16 protein-coding genes and 3 pseudogenes are annotated in these 22,479 nt (G+C 41.9%); 2 read left to right on the forward strand and 17 right to left on the reverse strand.

Translation table 11 applies throughout. The annotated features are described in order from the left end of the window. Positions 1-20: 20 nt before the first annotated feature. From A6E01_RS07880 to A6E01_RS07960, 17 genes and pseudogenes are all read right to left on the reverse strand, one after another. Entirely contained in the window at positions 21-3,386 is a 3,366-nt protein-coding gene (locus tag A6E01_RS07880) for an STY4851/ECs_5259 family protein (protein WP_065210009.1), read from the reverse strand. A gap of 63 nt (positions 3,387-3,449) precedes the next feature. Next, on the reverse strand, positions 3,450-4,751 hold the full coding sequence (locus A6E01_RS07885) for an McrC family protein (protein WP_065210010.1): 1,302 nt from the start codon (positions 4,749-4,751) through the stop codon (positions 3,450-3,452). A gap of 2 nt (positions 4,752-4,753) precedes the next feature. Next, positions 4,754-7,039: an AAA family ATPase gene (locus A6E01_RS07890; protein WP_065210011.1), complete on the reverse strand. Its 2,286-nt coding sequence runs from the start codon at positions 7,037-7,039 to the stop codon at positions 4,754-4,756. A gap of 52 nt (positions 7,040-7,091) precedes the next feature. Beyond that, the gene (locus A6E01_RS07895; RefSeq protein WP_065210012.1) at positions 7,092-7,337 is read right to left on the reverse strand and encodes a hypothetical protein; all 246 of its coding nucleotides are present in this window, start codon (positions 7,335-7,337) and stop codon (positions 7,092-7,094) included. A gap of 200 nt (positions 7,338-7,537) precedes the next feature. Further along, positions 7,538-7,882, reverse strand: coding sequence for a hypothetical protein (locus A6E01_RS07900; protein WP_065210013.1), 345 nt, complete (start codon positions 7,880-7,882; stop codon positions 7,538-7,540). Positions 7,883-7,891: 9 nt separating this feature from the next. Continuing rightward, positions 7,892-8,251, reverse strand: a complete 360-nt coding sequence (locus tag A6E01_RS07905; protein WP_065210014.1) for a hypothetical protein — start codon at positions 8,249-8,251, stop codon at positions 7,892-7,894. A 220-nt stretch (positions 8,252-8,471) separates the two neighbouring features. Further along, entirely contained in the window at positions 8,472-9,440 is a 969-nt protein-coding gene (locus A6E01_RS07910) for an OmpA/MotB family protein (protein ID WP_237334461.1), read from the reverse strand. Positions 9,441-9,442: 2 nt separating this feature from the next. Continuing rightward, complete coding sequence (locus A6E01_RS07915; RefSeq protein ID WP_065210015.1) at positions 9,443-10,408, reverse strand: hypothetical protein; 966 nt, start codon at positions 10,406-10,408, stop codon at positions 9,443-9,445. Further along, on the reverse strand, positions 10,408-11,184 hold the full coding sequence (locus A6E01_RS07920; protein WP_237334462.1) for an OmpA/MotB family protein: 777 nt from the start codon (positions 11,182-11,184) through the stop codon (positions 10,408-10,410). The genes A6E01_RS07915 and A6E01_RS07920 overlap by 1 nt, the downstream gene beginning before the upstream one ends. Further along, positions 11,181-13,073, reverse strand: a complete 1,893-nt coding sequence (locus A6E01_RS07925) for a hypothetical protein (protein ID WP_065210016.1) — start codon at positions 13,071-13,073, stop codon at positions 11,181-11,183. The genes A6E01_RS07920 and A6E01_RS07925 overlap by 4 nt, the downstream gene beginning before the upstream one ends. Continuing rightward, the gene (locus A6E01_RS07930) at positions 13,073-14,494 is read right to left on the reverse strand and encodes an EH signature domain-containing protein (protein ID WP_065210017.1); all 1,422 of its coding nucleotides are present in this window, start codon (positions 14,492-14,494) and stop codon (positions 13,073-13,075) included. Before A6E01_RS07930 ends, A6E01_RS07925 begins: the two co-directional genes overlap by 1 nt. 1 nt (position 14,495) lies before the next feature. Further along, a complete protein-coding gene (locus A6E01_RS07935) occupies positions 14,496-15,134 on the reverse strand; it encodes an OmpA family protein (RefSeq protein WP_065210018.1) in 639 nt (212 codons plus the stop codon). Then, positions 15,134-17,635 carry a hypothetical protein gene (locus A6E01_RS07940; RefSeq protein WP_065210019.1) on the reverse strand — a complete coding sequence of 834 codons (2,502 nt, stop codon included), beginning with the start codon at positions 17,633-17,635 and terminating at the stop codon, positions 15,134-15,136. Before A6E01_RS07940 ends, A6E01_RS07935 begins: the two co-directional genes overlap by 1 nt. Next, entirely contained in the window at positions 17,626-17,985 is a 360-nt protein-coding gene (locus A6E01_RS07945) for a hypothetical protein (RefSeq protein WP_237334463.1), read from the reverse strand. Before A6E01_RS07945 ends, A6E01_RS07940 begins: the two co-directional genes overlap by 10 nt. An 86-nt stretch (positions 17,986-18,071) precedes the next feature. Continuing rightward, on the reverse strand, positions 18,072-19,193 hold the full coding sequence (locus A6E01_RS07950) for an ISAs1 family transposase (RefSeq protein WP_065209512.1): 1,122 nt from the start codon (positions 19,191-19,193) through the stop codon (positions 18,072-18,074). A 468-nt stretch (positions 19,194-19,661) separates the two neighbouring features. After that, positions 19,662-19,997, reverse strand: coding sequence for a hypothetical protein (locus tag A6E01_RS07955; RefSeq protein WP_065210021.1), 336 nt, complete (start codon positions 19,995-19,997; stop codon positions 19,662-19,664). 639 nt (positions 19,998-20,636) lie between these two features. Beyond that, a pseudogene (locus A6E01_RS07960) lies at positions 20,637-21,044 on the reverse strand (IS4 family transposase); the annotation flags it as partial. Positions 21,045-21,145: 101 nt separating this feature from the next. Here A6E01_RS07960 and A6E01_RS07965 point away from each other — a divergent pair. Continuing rightward, a pseudogene (locus tag A6E01_RS07965) lies at positions 21,146-21,393 on the forward strand (DUF6444 domain-containing protein); the annotation flags it as partial. Between the two features lie 163 nt (positions 21,394-21,556). After that, positions 21,557-22,077 (forward strand): annotated as a pseudogene (locus tag A6E01_RS21235) (hypothetical protein); the annotation flags it as partial. Positions 22,078-22,479: the final 402 nt, after the last annotated feature.

The following is a 22,479-nucleotide window of genomic DNA, read 5'->3' on the forward strand; positions in this document are numbered from 1 at the left end:
TATTTCGGTTTTGATTCAAGTTAGGCGTTGATCAAACCGATAATCATTTTCTGCGTCAGGGCAAATGCTTGGTCAAAGTAGATTTCGTCGAATCTTCTATACTCGCGAAGTGCGTGTACTATCTCGGGGTTCATTCTTAGCTGGGCCTGCCCGCAGGTAGACAATGCAAGTAATACAGGAGCGTTCATTATTGTGTTCTTAAAGCTGTGCTTATCTGTGAAGCAAACTTTCTTCCACTCTGGGTTAACTTTATGAATGACACTCGCCAGGATGCCTTCAGCAGAGAATTTAGGCCATTGAGAATCCACTTGACGTTGCGAAAGCTCATTTCTCAAATCAAAAATATGCTGGCTATAAGCTGCAGGCGCTAACGACGGCTTGTTTTGCTTGTCATCAAATTTTGACAGTAGCAAATCACTCAAAGGCGCAAACCCAGGAAAGTAAGACACCAGCTCTCTTAGCTTCTTGAATAACCTAGTTTGTGCAACATCGGCCATGTCATCTCCGAGCTTATCAAGCAGATTTTGGTGGTATGCAGAACAAACTTTAACGGCATCAGAAATACTCAAGGCATACCAAACAAATGGGAATTGCCTATCAATCTGCCAGACACGATCAATTTCATTTTTGTTCGCATTTAGCAACATAGCAAATACAAACTCATTCTGCTTGATAGCACCACGCCATAAATCAAAAGTGGTTAGAGGAACCGCATCAAAGGCAAGCAAGGTGCGAACGTATTTCCATTCTTTACGCGTAAAGTCGTATGCAATATCACTGGCCACTTTTGAAAATGCGCTCAAACGATCCCAGCGCTTTCCATATCCAGATGCTTCTTCAAATCCATTCTGAGCCTCCGGCAATAATTCTAGGTCTTTACTCCACATAACAGGCCTGATGCCTTGACTTAAGTCCTTATTGAATACGAGCCAAGCCCCGGGTTGCAATTCTTCATCTGGCATCTTCCACACTCGTAAACTAGATGATGCAGAATCACTGATTTCTACAAGCTCCAATGGTGTTTGATCCGGCTTATCAAGAGGAACTGTAAGAAGCTCAACAGATTGATGAGAGGAAGTCTCAGTGCCAAATTCAATAGTTGCTTCTTCTCGATTAGGTAATAACGAGTCAGTGTAGGCAGCCAAATTACAGGTGAAGAGCTCTGTACCATGATGAAGCACACTAAACTTCACCTTAGCATCCAACTTCTCGGATAGTGCGAACAGTGCCTGAATATTGTCTCGATAAGAAGCTAGGGCTAATCCACTTGCTAGCGCATCGATAGATGGCAACACCGAAGAGAAAAAAGCACTGTTTGCAAACTTGCCACGAATATCACTAGCTTGCAGCACAAACATCATCTCAATTTCACCCTCTAAGCCAAAACCGTAGAGTTCATAGCTATTTAATCTATCTATCAATAAATCACTATGCGCATCAACAAACTGATCCTGGCCCTCTAATAGGCATACTCCGCGGCTTGGGAAAGGCACTACCATAGAAATAGACCTAGCCCTATCGACCCACCACAGTTCAATCGTGATGAATGCAGGTGGTTGCTCTGGACAAAACAGTTCTAAAGTAATGGCATTGCTAGAAGGGGACGCTTGAGAATGTATGGTAGCTGAATGCTCGCTACTTACAGCAACAACTGGCAAGCGCGAACTCGAAATCACTATATCTCCCTTGTGGATATTGCTTCCTGGCTTTATCTCAATATCAAAATCTTCAGGTAAAGCAGACAACCTAAAACGCTTTTTAGGTTTGCCATTCACTACATAAGCGGTTTCGCTTTGCCCATAAGGCATAGTGGCCAGTGGCATCCACTGTTGCTTACTTTTGTCATGCCACCTTAGCTGCGCATCGGAAACCCGAGTTTTGTGCCCTTCTGAGGTTAAACACACAAGTTCAGGTTTACCAACAAAGCACTTCGCTGGGCTAGTTTGATAAGGCAATGCCTCACCACTCCAAACATATTCTATTTTCTGAGAACCCACACCGCCAAGCTCTACACAATAGCTTCCAAATGTATGTTGCCCAACACTGTTTAAAGAAACGACGACCAGACTACTTCGAGCGATCTCTCCCAATATATCGCTTTCAAGCGGCAGCTGCGCTGTTGCATCGAGAATAACCAAGGCTGAACGCTCTTCCAAGGTAACATCACCGCTGCCTTGAAGCTGGTAGCTATTGTCTTTGTCAGTAAAGACCCATGGCTCGTGTATATCCAGCTCACTGCCACCAACAAGCGGCGCAAACCATGTATTGCCTTGATCGTCTTTTGCCATCAGCTGAACTTCTTCGTTGAACCAGTCGTCCGGCAACACTGTATCTATGATATCGACCAAGAAACGCTCTTTACGGTTCTGCGGTAGGAAGGCTTTGGCAATTAATAATGGCTTTTTACCCACAGCAAACAGACTGAAGCGATCTGGCATTGAATGCATAGCGAATAGCTGTTGAATGTACTCAGCGTTTACTCGCGGGCGTAAGGTGAGCTCAGAGCGCAATGCCCATTGATACTGAGACTCGGCAGAATCGTCACGATTATAAGCATGATGATCGAATACTTTATTGAGACTTCTAACTAAACGTATGGTATTAGGCAGACGACGTTGAATAGTAATTGCTTTGCCTAGGGCTCTTTCAAGCAATCCCCTTGCGATCTTTTGATCGATATTTATTGGCAAAGTATCAAGCCAGTTGGGAGCAACTGCATCGAGATAGCGGACAGGATCTTTTTGCTCATCTAAACCATAGCGCTCGGCTAATTCAACCAATGCCTCAGAGATTTTCCCGACTATGGTATAAACGGTGTCGTTTCGAAATGACGCCGCAATATTGTGGTCGTGCGCGCGAGCTATCTCCACCGAATTTGGCTTAGACAGTGAGTACTTGCCAAAATCTTGAATAACCTGCTCAAAGTAATGAGCGAGTTTGTTATCTGGGTTAGAGACCAGCTTCAAAGGCAATCCACCCTCTACTGCGACAGTACCGAGATACATATTGCCCTGCGCATTAGTGAGTATCGGGCGACGCCAAAATCGAAAACCACCAGCAATCAAGCGGTTTCGCTGACCAGCCGTGATTTCCTGCCCCGTTAACCCCAATGATTCAAATATTGGGTCCCAACTCCAAATCCCACCTGAAAACTCTTTACGCCACCACTCCGAAGCATAAAGTACAAACGCACCAGCCCAATCAGAACTCATACTGCTTGGCACATAGCCACTCAAATTTTTGCTCTTGAGACTATCAATCAGGCTCTTTTGCAGGGATGTTAACTCATCATCACTTAGCTTGTAACTGTACAAAGGTGAACCATCAGGAGCTTTAAGTCCACGAGAACTCCAAACGCTAAAAATTACTTGTCTAAACGTAGCCATACTAAACCTTGTTATTTTTAATTATTTTTTAATCACAAACATACAACTAACCTTTCAGCCGTATTAATTTATAAGCTTATAAAGGCCGTGTTTGTGATTAAGAACCAGCCGACTTTTTTCTGTTAGTGACGTATCAAAAGGTACAACCCAAAGCCTAAGTTCATTCTTAAAATCAAAGTGATGCACTATCGGCTCCCGGAACCCGTCATGGCTTGGGTAGATCAAGTAGAGATCTCCCTTACCCCCGAGATACTTATGTCCGTAGGCGAACATCTGATACATATCAGATTGTGAGATACCGTAATTGTGCTCTGACGTATCCAGTAGCTTCCACTTGGTATCTAGCACTATGGCATCACCTCCAGACTGCCTTATGAGTAAGTCTGGTTTGAGTTGGAATTTGTTTTGGTCATTATGGGTCACCAGGTACTTTGACCTAGCCTGTGTTAATAGTTCCGCTTTACCTTCGAGCTGTTTGCGCAGAATTGAAGCAACATAACTTTCAAACACGGCCTCCATAGGAAACAGCAAAGAGAGTGCACTGGATTCGCCTTTCATGCTTAAGGGGGAAAAGCCCGCAAGGATGAGCTTTGCCCAATCTAACGGCGCGTGATAGTCGCTCATGCTCCTGTCTAATCGAACCGCATTAATATCCTGCGCTACGGACTTTGAAGAAGGTACGTCCATAAAGGCAAACTGCATTTCTCGCAGTAGCTTTTGATTAGAGGGTAATCGGGTGTATTTGGCGACTTTTTGCAGTGCTGTTGCAATAAGTCTGTTGGCAGGGCGATTAATTAAATACTCATCGTATTCAACATAAAACTTATGCTTGTTAACCAAGTTGTGTTTGAGCTGTTTACCGACCAGTAATTTGCCTTTTTGAAAGTTCAGATTATCTTGCTCAGCAACATAGTCACTTTTAAGACCGCGTTTAATCAGTTGATTTACCGATTGTAAAAACTGATGGATAAACACCTCTAGCAGAGGCATCTTTTTATTGGCAACACTGGCTTGGTTTGCACTGACGTATCGAAAAGAGCCAAGATGAAGCAACATCATGAGAAGCATTTGCCTTGAGTTCTCTATCGCTTGGTTCTCATCTTCGGCTTTACGTCCTACTTTAGGCAATACTTCAATATGCTCACCTGTGGGAGTAAACAATACACCTACATAGTTTTTTACCTGTATCAGCTCAACACCAAGGCGTTTGGTCAGGCTAAGGCATTTACACAAATCACTTTCATCTGCGCTTAGACTCACCTCTTTTAGGTAGTCAAAAGCTCGGGTAGAGATTCGTGAAGCTCCTATACTGGTAGCTTCTTTCGAATGTGTTAAATACCCATACTCAAAAACCGTGGTGTGCATACCTATGAATCAACTCCTGCTGATTCCGCCTCAGATTCTTGCTTATCATCAGTTGCAGTTTTCGCGCCTTTATAGATGCCAATATAAGCTTGAGGGTTTGTCCAAACGCCTTCACCTTCTCCCGCTAGGGTATATTTAGTGATGGCCTCACCAAATCGGTCAAGCTGATGGTTATTACCAAATAGGTTCTTCAACTGTTCATTTGACTGCTCTTGCTTGCTGACAAACTGCAAGCCAGCTTCTTTCTGGTTATCAGCTAGAACTAGACGAATCTTGTCCCAGTCTTCAAAGAAGTATTCTTCTAGCAGTGGAATAATCTTGTTTTGGAAAACTGAAACAAGCTGTTCAAAGGTTTTAATATTGATAAAGAAGGCATGACCTAAGGTATGCTCACGGTCATACAAGATTTCGATACGTTGATTTAGTGCATTTAACAGCGCCTCAAGGTCTACATCACCAGCGTATTTACCACTCAGTAGCTTCGTATTAGGCATCATCTCTTTGAAATCGAAACGACGACGTAACGCTGTATCCATCATAGCGAGAGAGCGATCTGCGGTGTTCATAGTTCCGATGATGTGAAGGTTATTAGGAACCGAAAAGGGTTTACCAGAATACGGCAATATCAGCTCTAGACTCTCATCATTACCTGCTCTCTTAGATGGCTCAATTAAGGTAATAAGCTCGCCAAATACCTTAGAAATATTACCTCGGTTAATCTCATCAATAATAAGAACAAAGTTATGCTTCGTATCTTCTGCACTCTGGTTGTGCGTAGAGACTTCAACATCCTGACGAGCCAAATGTTTAAATAATTCTGAAGAGTTGAACCTAGTAAGCTCATAACACGTTTTCAACGTTAATCGTGTATTGTTATTGAGCGAATATAACTCCGCATCTAACCCAGTGCGTAACCATTTCACTGGGATTGTATGACAGAAATCCTCTTTATCTAAAATGCCGCCCTCTCGATATTCATATTCACCGTCAACCACACCGATTGCTTGTATCGACCATTGTCCTTTGACACAAACGACTATGTCACCCTTGGCCATGCGACTTGAAAATTCAGTTATTGAGGATTTCGCATTAGTTCCTAGCCCCTCAAAATATGCCTCTTGCTCTGGCTCTCTCTCTTCAAGTGACATATCTCCCGTATATCCCCAACCAATTGCCCCTAGCTGGTTCTTGAAACAATATTCTCGAGTTTTACTTGGGCCTGTCCCATCGATAGACAGCTTCCAAATTCTAGGGTTTGTATTCAGTAAAGAGGAAGGGGTCTTACCAGTAGTAGATGCATCATCACAGATTTGCTTAAAGATACCTGGGCGGACATGGTATTCAACTTGGTCATTTTCATTAATTTCCGCCTTCAAGCCTTCCACAAACTCTTCATAGCCATAGTTTTGATGGAAGGTAACGAAACGAACCCTTCTATTGGAAGTGAGCTTAGAAAATGTATCCTTGAGCTGTATATACTGTTCTGGTGTGGGCCCTGTTGTCTCACTAACTCCAAGGCTTTGGTAAAGCTCTGGCTCAGCAATAGCAACTGCTTCGCATATTGTGTTGTAGGTCTTGCCTGTACCAGGTGGGCCATACAGGATTTTATTTGAACCTAAAGTAGGTGAACCAACACTTCTGCTCTCACGAATAGCAAAGGAGGCGTCTCCTTTTTCCTTAGATTCTTCCTCTAGTTCCCCTTTTAGCTGTTCATATCGCTCTATACAAGCATCCCCATACGCCAGTAAGCTTTGCTGCGCGGGTTTCTGTGCGATCAACTTGTTATACATGCCTGGGTATGACGCACTTTTGGGGCTGTCGGTAAGGAGCTCAAGCATGGGTCCTGAGAATGTATTTATTATCTTGGGGTCGTCTTGGTTTTGATAAAGAAACGCTATTTTCCATTTCACTAAAGGTGAAAAGTCAAAATCGTAGATGGTTTGCAGATCGCCCTCATAAGCAGCCTTGGCAATCCGAACAATTAAATTCTTAACATAAGCAAAAACACTCTCCTCATCATTGCCATAACGAGAACGCCATGTATAAATCTCACCGTGCTCAATGCCACTCTGTTGCTTACCTTCTCCTTGGCGCTTATAGATACCAAACTTTGCCGATGTATTTCCCTTGATAGAACCTAACGATCGTGTCTTGGTCTCGATCCAATATGTAAACGTATCGATATCGTTGACGGAAATGTATTGCTCTAGAGACATTTCGTCCAAGCTTTCTCTGGGCCAACGCTCTAAAAAGCTATCCCACAACAATTGTTTATCATTAACATCCATTGTCTGTCCCCACAAAAAAGCACGCCATAAAAGCGTGCTTGATAATTAGTAATTAAGAGTTCTCGGCAGCTTTCTTAGCGGCGCGTTTTTTGGCTGCTTCAGCTTTCTTGGCAGCTTTTGCCAAGGCTTCTTCAATATCGAGCAATTTAGCTAAATGCTTAGCCGTTGCTTCACCAAACTGACGCAATTTCACCAGCGTCGTATTTGGGTCATCTGGGTAGTTCTTTTCAGCCGCCCGCGCTATGGCAAACAGAAAATCATTCACACCCTTTAAAAACTCAAAGTTGGATTTCGACATCAAGCTCTCCGATTGCTATGCGACTTAGTGAAATACAGCTAACTTACTGATTATTGATTAATTGAATAACAATTAGAATGATGGGTTTCAAGTTTTATCTATTTTCAATAGATAAGTTAATTAAAGCTGTGATCAATTATCTGCTAACTCTCACGATCCTATTCGAAAAGAACGGCTATCGTGAGAGTTTCGAGGGTTATTTAGAGTTTGCCAAATCCCCACCAAGTCTCGCCAGACCAACCTGCATCATGTTGAAGTGCAAGAGCCGACTCTGCGTTAATCGCATTACATAACTCACGTGGATCCATATCATCATCCAAAGAGAGATTAAATATTTCACGCAACTTTGGGTGTAAATAGGAATACATACTAATATCAGACACATAACAAAATAGTAATGTGGGATCTTCTTCGATTTCCCTGCCATCTGCTTTATCAAATATATCTACTATTTGCTCTGAATTCTCACCGTACAAAATTAGACCAGAATATGGAGCATAGAGATCTTGTCTGTCATCTTTAATAGTTATTACTGGAATAGCCATTTAGTACCTCTAAATTGTTTCAATAGGGGCAAATGCCACCCAAAAATCGCCAAGTGTAGAGCTATTGCATTGTCTCATTACAACAACCCCCTCAAGCTCCAGTTGACCAAGCATCACTAGTGGTTCTAGTTCATCTTCGTCTGGATCAGAGCCAAGAACTTCTATTAGTTTTGATGAAGTGTATGAGTACTCTCCATTCTCACCGTCATACATAAATAAAATACTTGGATCTAGTGAAGGCTCGCCAAGTAATTCTTGAACCTGCTCTAATTGGTCATCACTTAAGTCTTGGCCGTAAAGCATACGACCAGTGAAAGGGGAAAAGATTTTTTGCTCATCATCAGAAATTTCAATGACTGGAACTGGCATAGATAGACTCCGAAATGTTTGAAATTGCATATTATCCAATATCTAAAAATGTTTGCTTTCATAAGCTTATAAAAGCAACTAGACAAAACAGAGTGTACAAGAGGATTAATGCCACTGACTTATCAAAATGCGCCAGGTAAAATAAATTACGCTATTTACATTACCCTGGCGCATATCATATATTAGAAAGAGGAATACTAGATAACACGCTTTAGATATCTCAGCTTAAATTGCCATCCAATGCTTTCTCTACATCTGTAGTTGATGGAGGAGACATAATAAACCTGAAATCAATACGCCTATTCTTAGGGTCGTTAGTAGGTTGAATATGTTCATGGCCTTCAACAGGCCTATCGTCGCCATAACCACTAACACTAAACACGGGCTGCATTTGGTCGTTTTGCATACCTTTAAGAAGATAAGTACCGTTAACCAATTTGTTGAAGGTATAGTTTGCTCTAGCCGTTGATAAATCTCGGTTGTCAGCAAATTGACTTAGTAGAGCTCCGCGAATGGGAACGTTGTCAGTATGCCCTTCGATGAAAACTGAGTTTAACTTGCCTTTGGTTTCCGGAAGACATTGAAGATCATCTGGCTGTACAGCCGCATAACAAGGCAGTATCAGCGCTAACACGTTCGATACTGTTTCTAGCTTCTGTATATACTCATGATCCAGCTCAGCTTTGCCTGTAGGGAATAGGATTGCGTCCTCACCCAAACGCATCACGCCATGCTCCATGTCCATATCGACATTCAATCCCTGCTCTTGCAATGAGTGTTCTATGTTTTCAAGAAGCTCAACTCGAGCGCGGGAGTTTTCAACTATATTGGTGAGATAGCCTCGGGCAATATTACGCTCTGAAACTAACTTTGAGTTCTGTTCTTCTAGTAACTGTTGTAGCTCTCGAGACAGTTTTTCTTGACGAGTTAGCTCTAAATTTTTAGTTTCCAAAGTTGCTCTTAGTTTGTCTGCTTCGCTTTGTTTCCGGCGAAGAGCAGATTCTTGTTTTTTAAGATGAGCTATTCGAGCCTGATATTCATTCTCTTTACGCAAGCTATCTCTGTTAGCTTCCATTAGAGAAATCATGAAAACAGCAAGCAAGATAATAAAAACGAAGATTAGACCCGACATAATGTCGGAGACAGATAGTATATAGCTACCGTCATCAGAATATTTTTTACTTGTCACTGTTACTTAACCATATAGTCAATTCGTCTAGGGGAAAACTTGGTGCCATTTTTTAGCATATAGGAAGCACGGTACTGCCAGAATCCTGTTTTGCTTAACATAAAACTCAAGTTGTATTTTAAGTTGGGTAGATCAACAACTACCTGGTCATGCGAGTCAACTAGTTTACCTAGTTCACTAATGACCCCCTCATCAGCCGATGTGTTGTAAACAACAACCGCATTGGACAACTGCATAACCACGTACACTGTCTGATCACTAATACCATGGTGTACCTTGCAATCAGGCACATGATCTTTAACTTGGTTAACGTGACTCTTAGAAGTATAAAAATCTAACTTCCAAACTAGGCCTCTCTGAACGTAACTGTTAAAAAACTTGTTCACCCATATCAAGTTGCCGTGCTCTGGTAACGAAACTGAATACTCCTGAAATTTCTCAAACTTGTCGCTAAGCCAACTATTTCGGGTAATTTCGAGGTCACTCAACCATTCATTGTAATTACCTGAAAACTCCGCAACATGTTCATTATAACAGCGCTTCCCTCGAAGCTTAGTCTTATCAATCTCCTGAGTTAGCTGCAAAATATCACTAGTAATATCAGCCAAGTTGTCAGATAAGTTGGCTTTAGCTAATTGTTCAATATCAGACAATAGAATTTGGCACGTTATTGTATCGTTGCGATCAACAAACATGGTTTTAGCTTGTGGCCAAAAACCCTCGACCTCAAGAACATTACCCGTAAAGCGTCTTGTATCTGGGCTCAAAACACATAAGTGAGCCAAGATATGCTGGCCATACAAAGATACTGTCGAGGTATTGAGGTTTCCTTGATTCACCAATCGCCGTGTATGCTGGTAACCAATTTTGAGCTCTTCATTACTTGGCTTTTTGATTGTACTGAACAGCTTCTTGAAAGAGTCATTCGACACTTTCGCCAACGCACCTGTGGACTTTAAATCAATCATTACAAATTCCCCTCAAGCGCATGCTCAACATCGGTTGCTGTTGGTGGGGTCATAATAAATCTAAAGTCAATTCGACGATTTATTGGGTCACTCTTTGGATAAGCATACTCATGCCCAGGTACAGGACGGCCTTCCCCATAGCCACTAACGCTGATTACAGGTTGCGCGTTAACATTTTGCATACTGATCAGAATGGGCTGACTCTTAGCAATTTCACGATAAGTGAACATTGCCCTGTCAGCTGATAACTCCCAGTTATCCTTATATCGATTGGCCAGCCGCCCGCCGATAGGGACGTTATCGGTATGCCCTTCAATGAATACCGAGTCGATCTTACCTCGGGTTTCTTCTAGACACTTGCCGTTGTCTGGTTGATTACTACCGTAGCATGGCAATATCTCTGAAAGGACTTCGGCAACCACCTCCAGACGCTCCAATTGCTCACCTCGCAAATCAGCAGATCCCGTAGTAAACCTGATTGCATTTTCATTCAAACGAAGTACACCGTGTTCAATATCAATATCGACTTCAATACTTCGCTTTGCTAGCGCTTCTTGCATATCAGTCAACATTGCACCACGCATTTGGTTGTTTTCATCGAGCTTTTCTAAAATCTGCGTTAGCTCTTGCATCTTCTCCTCATGCTCTCTCGATGCAATTAGGAAATCGATGACAAAAATTGCCAGTGTAATGATAAAAATAAACATTAAACCTGACATGATGTCCGAGACAGACATCATGTAACTAGATTCTTCGCTTTGCTTCTTCCAACTCACGCTTGAGCAACCCTTTTATACTCTGCACTCGAAAGATCTCTAACTAGGGCACCAATTTCACTAGTTGCGTCAACTATGTTGCCTGCTACTTCTGCGAACTGAGAGTCCATCTGCTGAATCTCATTATTAGTGTGAGCCACGTATTGCACTAATCCCTGTTGCAGTTTCTCAAGTACATTTGCTAGCGATGATTCCATTTCACTTGCAAAACCTGATTGAGATTCAATAAGTGATTTCAATTGAACTGTTGCAGATGCAATGGCTTGATTTGACTCGCCAGACTCAACAGCGCTCGACTTTACTTGCTCAATTAAGTCTCGGAACTGTTCGATTGTTGCGTTTGTTTGTTGATTCGCTTCTACAAACTGACCTGATGCAGCTTCTAGGCTACTGATTACCTGTGTGAAGCTCATTAAGCTGTTTTTAGATGCTTCGTTAAGCTGGTTTACAACTTGAATATTACCGATCAGCTCTGAATTCATTATGCCAAAGCCATCAACTACAGCTGGAAGCTGTGCTAAAGAATCTGCAACCGCAGACTCGGCGCCTCTCATTTGTTCTGTAAGCTCTGATACCTGCTCGCTCAGACTGGTCGCCACTTTATCAATCATCTGAGGCAACATTTCATCCGTTAGCGCTTGGTATTGCTGAAGCGACTTGTTCATGTGCTCTTCTGATAGCACAGTTAAGCTCTGTGGAATTTTTCCAAACTCTTGTGCAGTTTGGCTCATCGTAGCTTTGTAATTTTCCGATACTTCAACAACTTGTGTTTGAACTGCACTAGTCATTGCTGAGATCTTCTCTTCTACATGTGCTACTACATCTTTTTCTCTTGCTGACATTTCTTCTACAGAAGTTGCCAGTTGTTGAGTAAGGCTAGTAACTGAGCTATCTAGATTCGATGCTAACTTAGCTGTAGTTTGTAGCGTTTTATCTTGTGCACTAGAGAAGCGCTCAATGTTAGCTAGTAAGTTTGCGTTGACTTGCTCAAGAACTTCACCCATCTGTTCAATTTCTTTACCAGCTGACTCCAATAAAGTTTCTCTAAATTCTTTTGACACTCGGCGAATGGTTTCATCCGTGATTCGCTGTTGGTCCACTTGGAAGTCAGATAATGCTTTAGTCTGCGCTTGAGTTGCTTCAAGTTGCATGGCAGCCAGCTTATCTGAGTCTATAAATTCAATATGTGAAGCAAGGTAGTCACTAAACTCTTTTACTTTACCCTCTAGTTTATGGAAGCGAGCCTTCTCATAAAGAGAGAATATCATAGAACAAACAATTCCCACGACAGAGGTTGTAAAGGCAATACTTGCACCAGAAAGAAGAGGATTTAATGATTCTTTTGCTGCATCAATATCTGATGAACTCAAACCAACAGATGCTTCATTGATGCCTATCATCAAGCCTACAAACGTAAACAGAAGGCCTGCACCAGTGAGCATGTTAGGGATTGAAGTAAACTGCCTGATGTTTACATATGGCTCAACTACTGTCTCCATGTTAAACACAGAGTTCACTTGTAATGTGTTGCGTAGTGCCGGTGCTTGGTTGCTTTTGAGGGTGTAGTCTTTACCAGGCAATTGCATACTTCTTTTGTATGCGCCCCATGCAGGTGCTAGATATTTAGCCCCTTTAATAACTGACTGCATTTTCCCATAGTTTTGGTACGCAATAGTTGCGGAGTTAGACTCCCACTCTTGCTCTACTTCATTACCGTCATCATCGTATTCTACTTGAGGCTTTAAGTTGTTAAGTTCTGCATTAACACCCTCTAGTTGTTTGATCAGCTTACGAGTCACTCCTTGAAGCATTACAGCAGCAATAAGAGCACCAAACACTATCAATGCGCTAAATGTAAGCGTCAAAGGGTCTTGAAAAATTGTGGCCATTAAAATCTTTTTCCTGTTTTAAAATATATAGTTCTGTCGGGAAGTCCCGTATACCTAAACTCTTGTTTTTCTTGAGCTCCACGCGCCCGTTCCAAATCGTCAGAACTCAACCATTGCTGGCCTTTATTAGCGTTATGATGAATGCCTAAGCCTTTTAACATGTGCGTTAATCTTATCTGCCACCAATCAAAATGGTCATGAACTATTTGTGGAGTAAGCTTCATTAACGTATATGCATCGAGGTAATCGGCTTCAAATAGAATTTCAACGAGCTCATCAGTCTTTTTAAAAATACCAAGATCAAAGTTACTTACTCTAAAGCGTTCGACCAAGATATATTGGCCTATCTCTAGAATGCATATTTCACTTTTGTCATTAAAAGGCATTGACTCCATAACAGTTACACGATGCTGGGCTAAATCTATTTGTGTTTTTAGTAGCTTTTCCGACCTAGACGTAAGTAAAAAACGTACACGGCCAAATGAATCACTAAAATCAGACCAAAAACTCGGGCGCTTTATTAAATGATTTGCTTCACGGCTACACAACGTGGGATCGGTACGAGTTTCACTCAGCTTTTCGAACAGCAGTTGTACCGAAGCAAAATCAGTAACATTAAAAATACTCTTAAGCTTTAGCTGGGACTCTTTCGAAAGTCGATACCAGATCGTATTTTTTGAATCAGGTAGACAGTGACCTTTTATCCATTTTTCAAATGGCGAGTCAGAGGCTATGAGTGACACTTTATTCAGTAGTCTTTCTAACTGCTCAATAGTTTGGTCTTGCTCTATTAAATCTTGACAGCTTCTCCACCAAGTCAATTGAGCTGTACTAGGGTTTTGAGGCAATGCATTCTCAGCAGCACAAGCTATTTTTGATATATGTGAACCTTTGTATTCCATGCCTAAAGAGTCAAAGAAACTAACTATCCCCTTGCCGCTAGCGAGTATGGCGCTAGCGCCTGAGTCAAACTGGTCACTAATCAAAAATCTGGTGATTTCTATTTGCTGTTTTGTTGTTCTTGAGAAGTTTCTAGGCAATACTCTTGGGAAACTATTCAGTAAAGCTTTGGCAACTGAAATGTAGTCTCTCGAATAACCCGAAACTAGCTTTATAGTTAGCTTGGCAAACCTTTGTTCATCTTTGCTAATAGCATTCCAGACTTCACCTACAACAGCTTGTCGAACCTCGTCATCTAAGGACTCATACTGCGATTGAGAGCGCAGTAAAATAAGCCACTCTAGCTCTGAGATCTCTCCAGATTCCTTTAACTTTTCAACAATGCTGGTGATCGCTTTATCTGCAAAGAAAGAAGACCCTACAGCTTGCTCAGACTGGTGTTCCTGGCCTTTACCAATTAATTCAGAAAGCTTGGTGAACCTAGGCAATGCAGGCTCGATAAACCATGATCTAGGCTTCATATTATTTGCCCATCATCTCTGTCAAATCTCGGCTCTTGAATTCGAACCTAAACACAACCTTCCTATTTTTATAAGACGATAGCTTAGGGTCTGCATCTAAATTTCCTCGAGCGGCAGGTAGAACCTTATCGATAAATCGTCCTTTATATGGGAAGGTCATTTTTTCAATATAGGTAGTTACAACCTCTGCTCTGCTCAGACTCAGAGACATAGCTTTTCCTTTGCCTTCACCTGCGTCTGCATGCCCTTCTATAACTAGGTGCAGTACCTCTTCTGAGGTGCCATCATTTAAAAATATTGCTTGGCTATATATGGGTATCAGCTTCTTCAAGAATAACTTTGATGCATCATTAATAGCATAGCTATTCTCCGAGAAATTCAAGCCCTCTGTTAATGCCAATGACCCTGTTTGTAAGTCAACTTTGGACTTAATTCCCGCTTCATCTAGGCCCTTTTGTATCTCTTCAATAATGACAATCCGGTTACTCTTAGACTGCTCTTGATACTCATAAAGACGTGCCAAAGTTACGATTAGAAACAGGGCAAAAACCATTAACAGTCCAGCCATCAAGTCACCTATTGATAGCCAAGTGCCTGTTTCATCGATTTGTTCTTCTGATTGCTCTAAAAATGTATCCATTAGACAACCAATGCACTTTCTTCTTTAAGTGAAGCTTTCTCTTGTTGAGCTTCCTCTATAACTGTACTCATAAGCTCAGCTACATAACCTAATTTGTCGTAAATACTTGAAGATGCTGCATCGAATGAAGCAAAGTATTCTTCCACCGATTGATTAGCACGCTTGAAGTAGTCATCCATTTCTGGGCGCATTTGTGATGCAACCAATGCAAACTGTGTAGAAGCTTCGCTAAATGACTTACCTAGATCTGCAACCTGACGACCAATAGATTGCTGAACTAGTTGAATTTCACTCGTCCAACTTGCTTTTTCTAAGCCTAAAGCCTTAGCCATCGACTGAACTCGTTCAGCGGCCTCGGCCAGTTGTTCATGTTGCTTATCAAGCTCTAAGAACAAAGTTCTGCGCTTTTGATATTCATCTTCAAACGCTGCTTTGAAGTTATCTACAACCTCATTTAGGCCACTCTTCTGCTCATTTAGTGACGCATCCAATAGTCTGTTTTGCTCGGTGAAGTAATGAGTAAGGTTCTGCTGGTAGTCCTCTCTGAAGCGCTCTAATTCGATTTGAACAGTTGAGGACATATCTTTAACTTTCGTATCGATATCGCCCAGGCCAGTTTCTAATTCGTGCTTTGCACTCTTCATTAGTAATGCTGACTCCATGCCCACTCTTTTCAGGATATTCGCCTGTTCATCAAACATAGATTTTGAATCAGCAATAATGGCCGAGAATGACTTAGTTTGTTGCTCGATAGACTCGTTGCCTAGCACAACAATTCCTTTAACTTCTTCTGAAATAGCAGACAGGGCCTGTGTACTATTATCAGCAAACTCATTCAAAGAGCGATCCATTGAATCTGCGAAATCACCAAGTTTAACTAGAGTTTGCTTTTCAAAGTTCACTACCGTTTCGGTGGCCTTAGACATTTCCTGAACAGAGTTAACCACATTTTGGTTTAGCTCATCCGTTACATCAGCAAAGCGAGATACGACCTTATTTGTGTCACTCAGTTCATTGGTAACAGGCTTAACAACCTCTTCACCCATTTTCTCTACAAGGTGCTCAAACTCTGCCATTCTCGACTTAGAAAGATCTTCTATACTAGCAACCGTTGACGCTGAATGAATGTTGATTTCTTCTAGCTTAGAGAAAATTGGAGTTGAAATTACGTCGGCAAGAGCCTCGCGTAGCTGCGAGTCTGACATTTGATCCTCAAGTAATTTGTCTGTGTTTAAGACACCTTGAGCAATACTATTTTCAACTAAAGTGTCAATTCCACCCAATTTAGTAGTTATGCCTTCCGAAGTTGATTGCAAAGCTGATAGCTTTTGAAGTAGAGGGTGTTGCAGCTCATGTTGCAATGCATCTACCAACTGAGCTTGTGTGAGAGGCTCAGCGCTTTGCTGTGTCAACGTTCCAAGCACTTCTGACATTGCAAACATAGCGGTGTTTATCTGTTGAGATTCATGAGCTACTTGCTCTAAAGCGGAAACTGTTGGGGCGGTTACCTTCGCTTCCAAACTCTCACCTAAAACCTCTGGAGTAATACTGTTATCAACCAAAGTATCAATTCCAGATAATTTACTTGTAATATTTGATAGGTCTTGTCGCAACGGTTCAGTCACACCACTTTCAATTGCGGAACCGACATGTTGAGCAAGAGATTTCCCAAGTACATCTTCGTCTTGTTTTAGGGATAAGAGTGTAGAGATCAGGTCTTTATGTAGCGCAGATATCCCCTGCTCTAGCGTTCTGGTATTTTGTTCTGAAAATCGCTCATATTGTTCACCTGTGAGCGCTGAAGGCTTATTGATTAGTGATTGCAATGCGTCAACAAGCTTAGAGAAGTCAGCCAGTTCATTTTTACTATCTTTTTGATGTTCAACTAGCTGGTGTAAGAGATCACTCCCCGATACTAGTTTAGAGTTCTGTTGGATTTTAAGAAGTTTCTCATTTCGACTTTTTGCTTGCGAAGCAATCAACCACGACAGTACTCCCATAAAAACAAAGCTTGCCCCCATACCTGCTATAGAAGTTTGAAAAGCAGTACCTAGGCCTTCAATTAGTCCCATAGCCTTTGATACTAATTGATCTGAACTAGCACCAATACCGTCAAGAGACCCTAAGCCAATAGTAATACCAAAGAAAGTACCCAAGATACCGATAGTCGTCAGGATAGCCGGTACTGATTTAAATGCCGCGCTACTAAAAGAAGGTACCATCATGTCTGCAGGACGCAACAATAGTACCGCAGAGCCCTCAAACGACACCTTTTTACCGTTCTTGCTAGTATGTGTGGCACATGATTGACTCGCCAATGCTTGAGCTTTTTCGCTCAATTGATTGATTGGCATGTTTCTACTGGTGCTTATTTCTTCAAAAGAATCTGAAATTTGGCCAATGGTTTCCTTATATTTAGCTTGAGCACTGTAGAGCCTAGATAAGCACCAGATCAGTAATACAACGGTAACGGCGATGAAAATAATATTAATTAAAGGCATAGTTCATTCTTTGGTTGTGTTGCGCTTCGAAACTCGGTTTCAGTCAAAAGGTTTTGTAGAAGGTATCTAGGTATGTGCTCAGCATTCCATTTAATGTCTCCATCGGAAGAGAGCACTGCTCGTTCGCCAAATCTAACGCTAAATACCTCTCCATCAGGATGGTTTTCTAAATCAGCTTTGAACCAGACTAACTTGGGGTAAGTCCGGTAAAACTCTACTTGCCAAGCTGACTTTTGTTCTTGTAACTGCTTGGCAATATGCTGATTTACATATGGATCACTATCATCCCCAGCGGTCTTCCAAGCTCGATTTATGGCTGTTATTCGTTGTACGAAATCATCTAAAGTCATCAAGATCTCTTAAAGGTTTAGGAGCTAAATTAGTTACTTCATATGCATTGAGATAGCTATTCACCCCAGGGTGACCGCATGAGTGCCTAGTTTTTCACCACTCGAGTAAAACCAGCACTTAATACTGCCTCTAGCATCGATGTATTCATCATGCAGCGCTTTTGCTTACCAACAATGCTTAGCTTGGTTGGCTCTTCTCGGAGCATGTTCAAGCTCATATGACGTAGGCATGATAGGTTCTCTGCACCGTGATCTTTGTATATCAGGCATGCATCTTCATTCATGGTGACATCAAGTACCCAGTGCATTGACTCTATGCCCCAATGTTCTCTGACAGCCATAGCAGCTTGCTCTGCACTAAGCTCTTTGGAGCTGATGTAATAACGGTACTCTAGGTCGACAGATTTATCTTTCTCAAGGCGAAAGTTTTCAACCATCACAATGCTCTTCAAGCCTTTCCAGCGAGAGAAATTACCTTCAAGTTTTGCACTGTCAAAAACATAGCATTGACGAGACTCTATACGGCCATGTCCTTGCTCAAGAGAGATGTTATCAGCCACATTGGCTCGCTGAGAAGAGAATGCCTTTTCTATTGCTTGTCGGAGTTTTCCTTGGTTGCTCTTTACGGCAAGCAGGTAGTCTCCACCTTGATCTACAATGGCTTTAGCAATCTTGGTTTGACAGGCCATAGCATCAATAGTTACTAGGGCCCCCTTGATATCGAGCATCTTTATCAATTCAGGGATCGCTGTAATTTCATTGCTTTTTTGTTCGGTTTTTAGCTGTCCCAGTACGAGCTTGTTGGACGACGCATAAGCACTAATCATATGAATGGTGCTCGTCCTGTCTTCACGATTATATGAGCCGCGAAGTGTTTTTCCATCAATCGCAATCACTTGACCTTCGGTGAGAGTATGAATTGATGACATCCAGTTAATGAAGCACTCATGGAACTGTTCGGGTTCAATGGTAGAGATGATACGAGCTATTGTGTCATCAGCAGGAATACCATTCAAAAACAAGTCATTACGCTTAAACCAATCATGATGACCGAGAATGTATTCACGAATATCGAACCAACCTTTCGCGCCTGCAATCACTGCACATAGCGAGCCAAAAAGGACTTCAAACAGGCAATATGTGACCTTTGCACCTTGGCGTTGGTCGATAATCGTTTGAAAATGTTCTTTGAAGTGGTCAATGTGCATGATGCTCTCCCTAAAAAGGGAGTATATGATCACAGCTAAATGTGATCGTCAAATCAATCGTGATTTTGATTGAAAAACGTTCACGATCTCACCCTGCTATTCACCCTGAGACAGACAACTCAAACTGCATATGATTCAACACAACACCATAAAACACCGAGTGAACAAGTAGCTTAATGACAATACCGACAAATACTGTCTCTAATATAAGTGTTTAGGCAGATGCACTTTATATACATTCACTAAAATTATGGGAATAACCAAAATTACAAATCGATATCGTCCTTAACCACCAGGGTTCAAGGCTAATGAGGTAGTTATCACTATTTGCAAAGCTTCGATATTGCCTTTAGCTAAAACCATTGGCGATTCTATATCAATGGCTATCAGTTATAATTACCAATTGGTGCCAGTGCCGTTTAAAAGTTTTAATGTTTGAATCTGGAGAAATCTTTCCAAACGCTCGAGTTAGAACTCGAATAAATAGCGGTTCAGCTCATCTAGCTCGTATTGGTTATTAATTTTCAAGCGCACGGCCGCCTCACCCTTTGCAAGACCCGGCGATGCGTATGTATTACTATGTCTGCCTTTTTCAGGGGGATAGACTGCCTTTTCAATGCTAGATATTGCATCTAAATCATCGTTATAAGGTAGCCATACAATAGCGTACTCATCATCTCTAGGCTGGTCTTGTTGAACAACAATTCCAAAGCCGGAAGTAATGTTCCAAGCAAACGCTTTCTTTGTTTCTCGCTCAGGAGCTCCTAATTTACTTGTGATAAGTTCGATCGTTCTAATTTTCATTGAAAACTCCTTTGCATCAATTCAGACAATCAGTCTAACTCTGCCTAGGAATTATGGAGTTTTGTAAGTTGGTAAACTAGTAATTAAACAGATATTTATCTAAAGATACGTGGTTTATCCATCACTAACTCTCACTAAAGTGGTGCACTGTAGTGCAAAAAAAACGTCCAAAATAATCAGACGGATATTACATTCAAATTTAATGTCGTTCTTACCAAGTCACGCCAACATTGAACGAAATTCAAGCTAATTGAATCATTATTTGCGCGCATTTTACACAAACGGTACGTAGCATGCAATGTTGATCAGGGACGAAGAATTTAAAATTTTATACTTGAGTAAGGCAAAGCTTGGAATATCTGAAATTCGCTGAAAACCCTTCTGAAAATTTTTCCAACTCAAGAACACTTTCTGGCAAAGAACAATACTCTAAAGTTCAATCATTCTGACATTTGTAAGCTTACAAAGGCTGAATTGGTACAACCGATGTGATTATTGAGTAACTGGCACAGCAGTTAATGTTTGTGTATGAAGGAATGACTCTACGCAACAGATCTGTCTTACTGACGTGGATTCGCAGTCTTGGATGTGAAAATCTAAGATGAAGTCGCTCTGACTCTGAGGGATCTCCACATCTTTTCACTGGAACTTTGCCGCACTTATCGCTTGCAGGCCTTCTACAGCTGAGGCGAGATCCTTCCCGCTAAATGAGTAAGCCTCTGTTCCTATCACCTCTTTACCAAGATAAAAGTAGGAAAGTACCGGGCGTGTTCGAATCGTATTTGCTTGAAAATCCTTGTAGTAACCTTTGATAAAAGCCAAATTACCTACTATCAACAAAGCAAATTGAGTCAACGTGCCTATCATCAATAAGATTTCAACACGCTTGGGACATTCACTACCACTGAAGTGAAGAGCCAACCCATATCGTTCATTTTTAGTATCTCGAAAGCCCTCTTCAATCGACATCCGTTGGGTATATAGGGCTACGACACGCTCTGCTAACCAAGTTTCTTCCGGTATATTAGAGACGAGGAACCATGGCTCTCTTTCACCTTTGGTATGGGATAAATGGTAATATAAAAGTAAGCGCCAATACGCTGAGTTATTGCTTACAGTAGAACTACACTATTATCTTGTAAGCGTTCATGCTTACGACATTACAAACAAAATCAAAATTCTCATCTACACCGCCTATAGCCTCAGATATCAACGAAGCGAATGCTTTGATCGTCGAGCTTTGGAAGCAATTGCGCCATTATGAAGACAAGCTAAAAACCAACAGCGCTAATTCTTCCAAATCTCCCCCATCCGATGGACCTAAAGAGCAAGCAGAACGAAAAAAGCTCAAAGCCCTAATGTTCGCAATCCGATAGGAGCTAAACAAGGTCACAAATGGCATTAACCTCACCCCCGATGAGACCTACTTCGGCAGGCAGAAATACGTAGTATGGGCTGCTGTAGCAACCACTTAAGGGATTAGCTTATGTGTCCACCCATTGGGGGCCACTTCTCCTTGTTATTCGAGCTCTGACCGCTTGCGATACTATTACTAGTGTCACAGACCATCTCTATTCAAAGCACACCTTCCAAAAAATGTTACAGGTCTAGAACTAAACTTAAGAACGGAGAGTATCGACGGTGGTTTCTACCACTATTCACATGGATTGAAAAACACGATGGGAATTGTCAGCGCATCGCACACGGGCACCGCTCACCGATTGAATTGATAGTGAATGGAGAACGCGACAGATATCGAGAAGCTGAGTTCGCATCTCGCTGGGAAGACATCTATCTGGGTTCGCAGGAAGATCAGGTGCCTGTTGCTGAATTATCGTTAAGTACTCGCTCTGATGAAATCAGTGATCAAAGCCACTATGCCTTTAAATACAATGCCCCGCAGGGTGAATTTGAGCTAGCTATTCCTAAAGTTGAGACTGAGGTACTTCAGTCAGACACCACCATAGAACTTTTGGTGAACTTTTTTGCTGATGAGGTAAATAAGGATTTGTCTACGGCGCAAACTCTTAAAGTTGTTGCCTATGAAGGTGTTGGTAAAGGAGCAGTTGCATTTCGCTGATTCTTAGTCTGTGTTAGCGCAGATATGTCCTCAACGCTGAACCGTTCATTAAGATTATCGCCTTACAATACGACGGCCGACTAGAGTAACTTCAATCACACCCCCTACCTGCTATTCCGGCATTTACGTTTTAATGCGATATGCATTTCGTCATCGCCGGAATTCGGTCTCTCTTAAAATCTCCTCGCCCATACACACTAGCGTGTGCATGGGCTCAAAAATTTTCTCGGCCTATCGGCCTCGCTGTGTCGAACAGTTCCGACACAGCGAGGCCTTAATTGAGCTTACGCATCACAGCGCCTGCGCGCACAAAACCTCAGTGACAATAGCGCGCACACTAAATACTCCACTTCTGAAACATAACCCTGCCTCACTCCCCGTCTACTGGGCATACCTAAAGTG

This window comes from Vibrio breoganii, assembly GCF_001677275.1.
Lineage (GTDB): Bacteria > Pseudomonadota > Gammaproteobacteria > Enterobacterales > Vibrionaceae > Vibrio > Vibrio breoganii.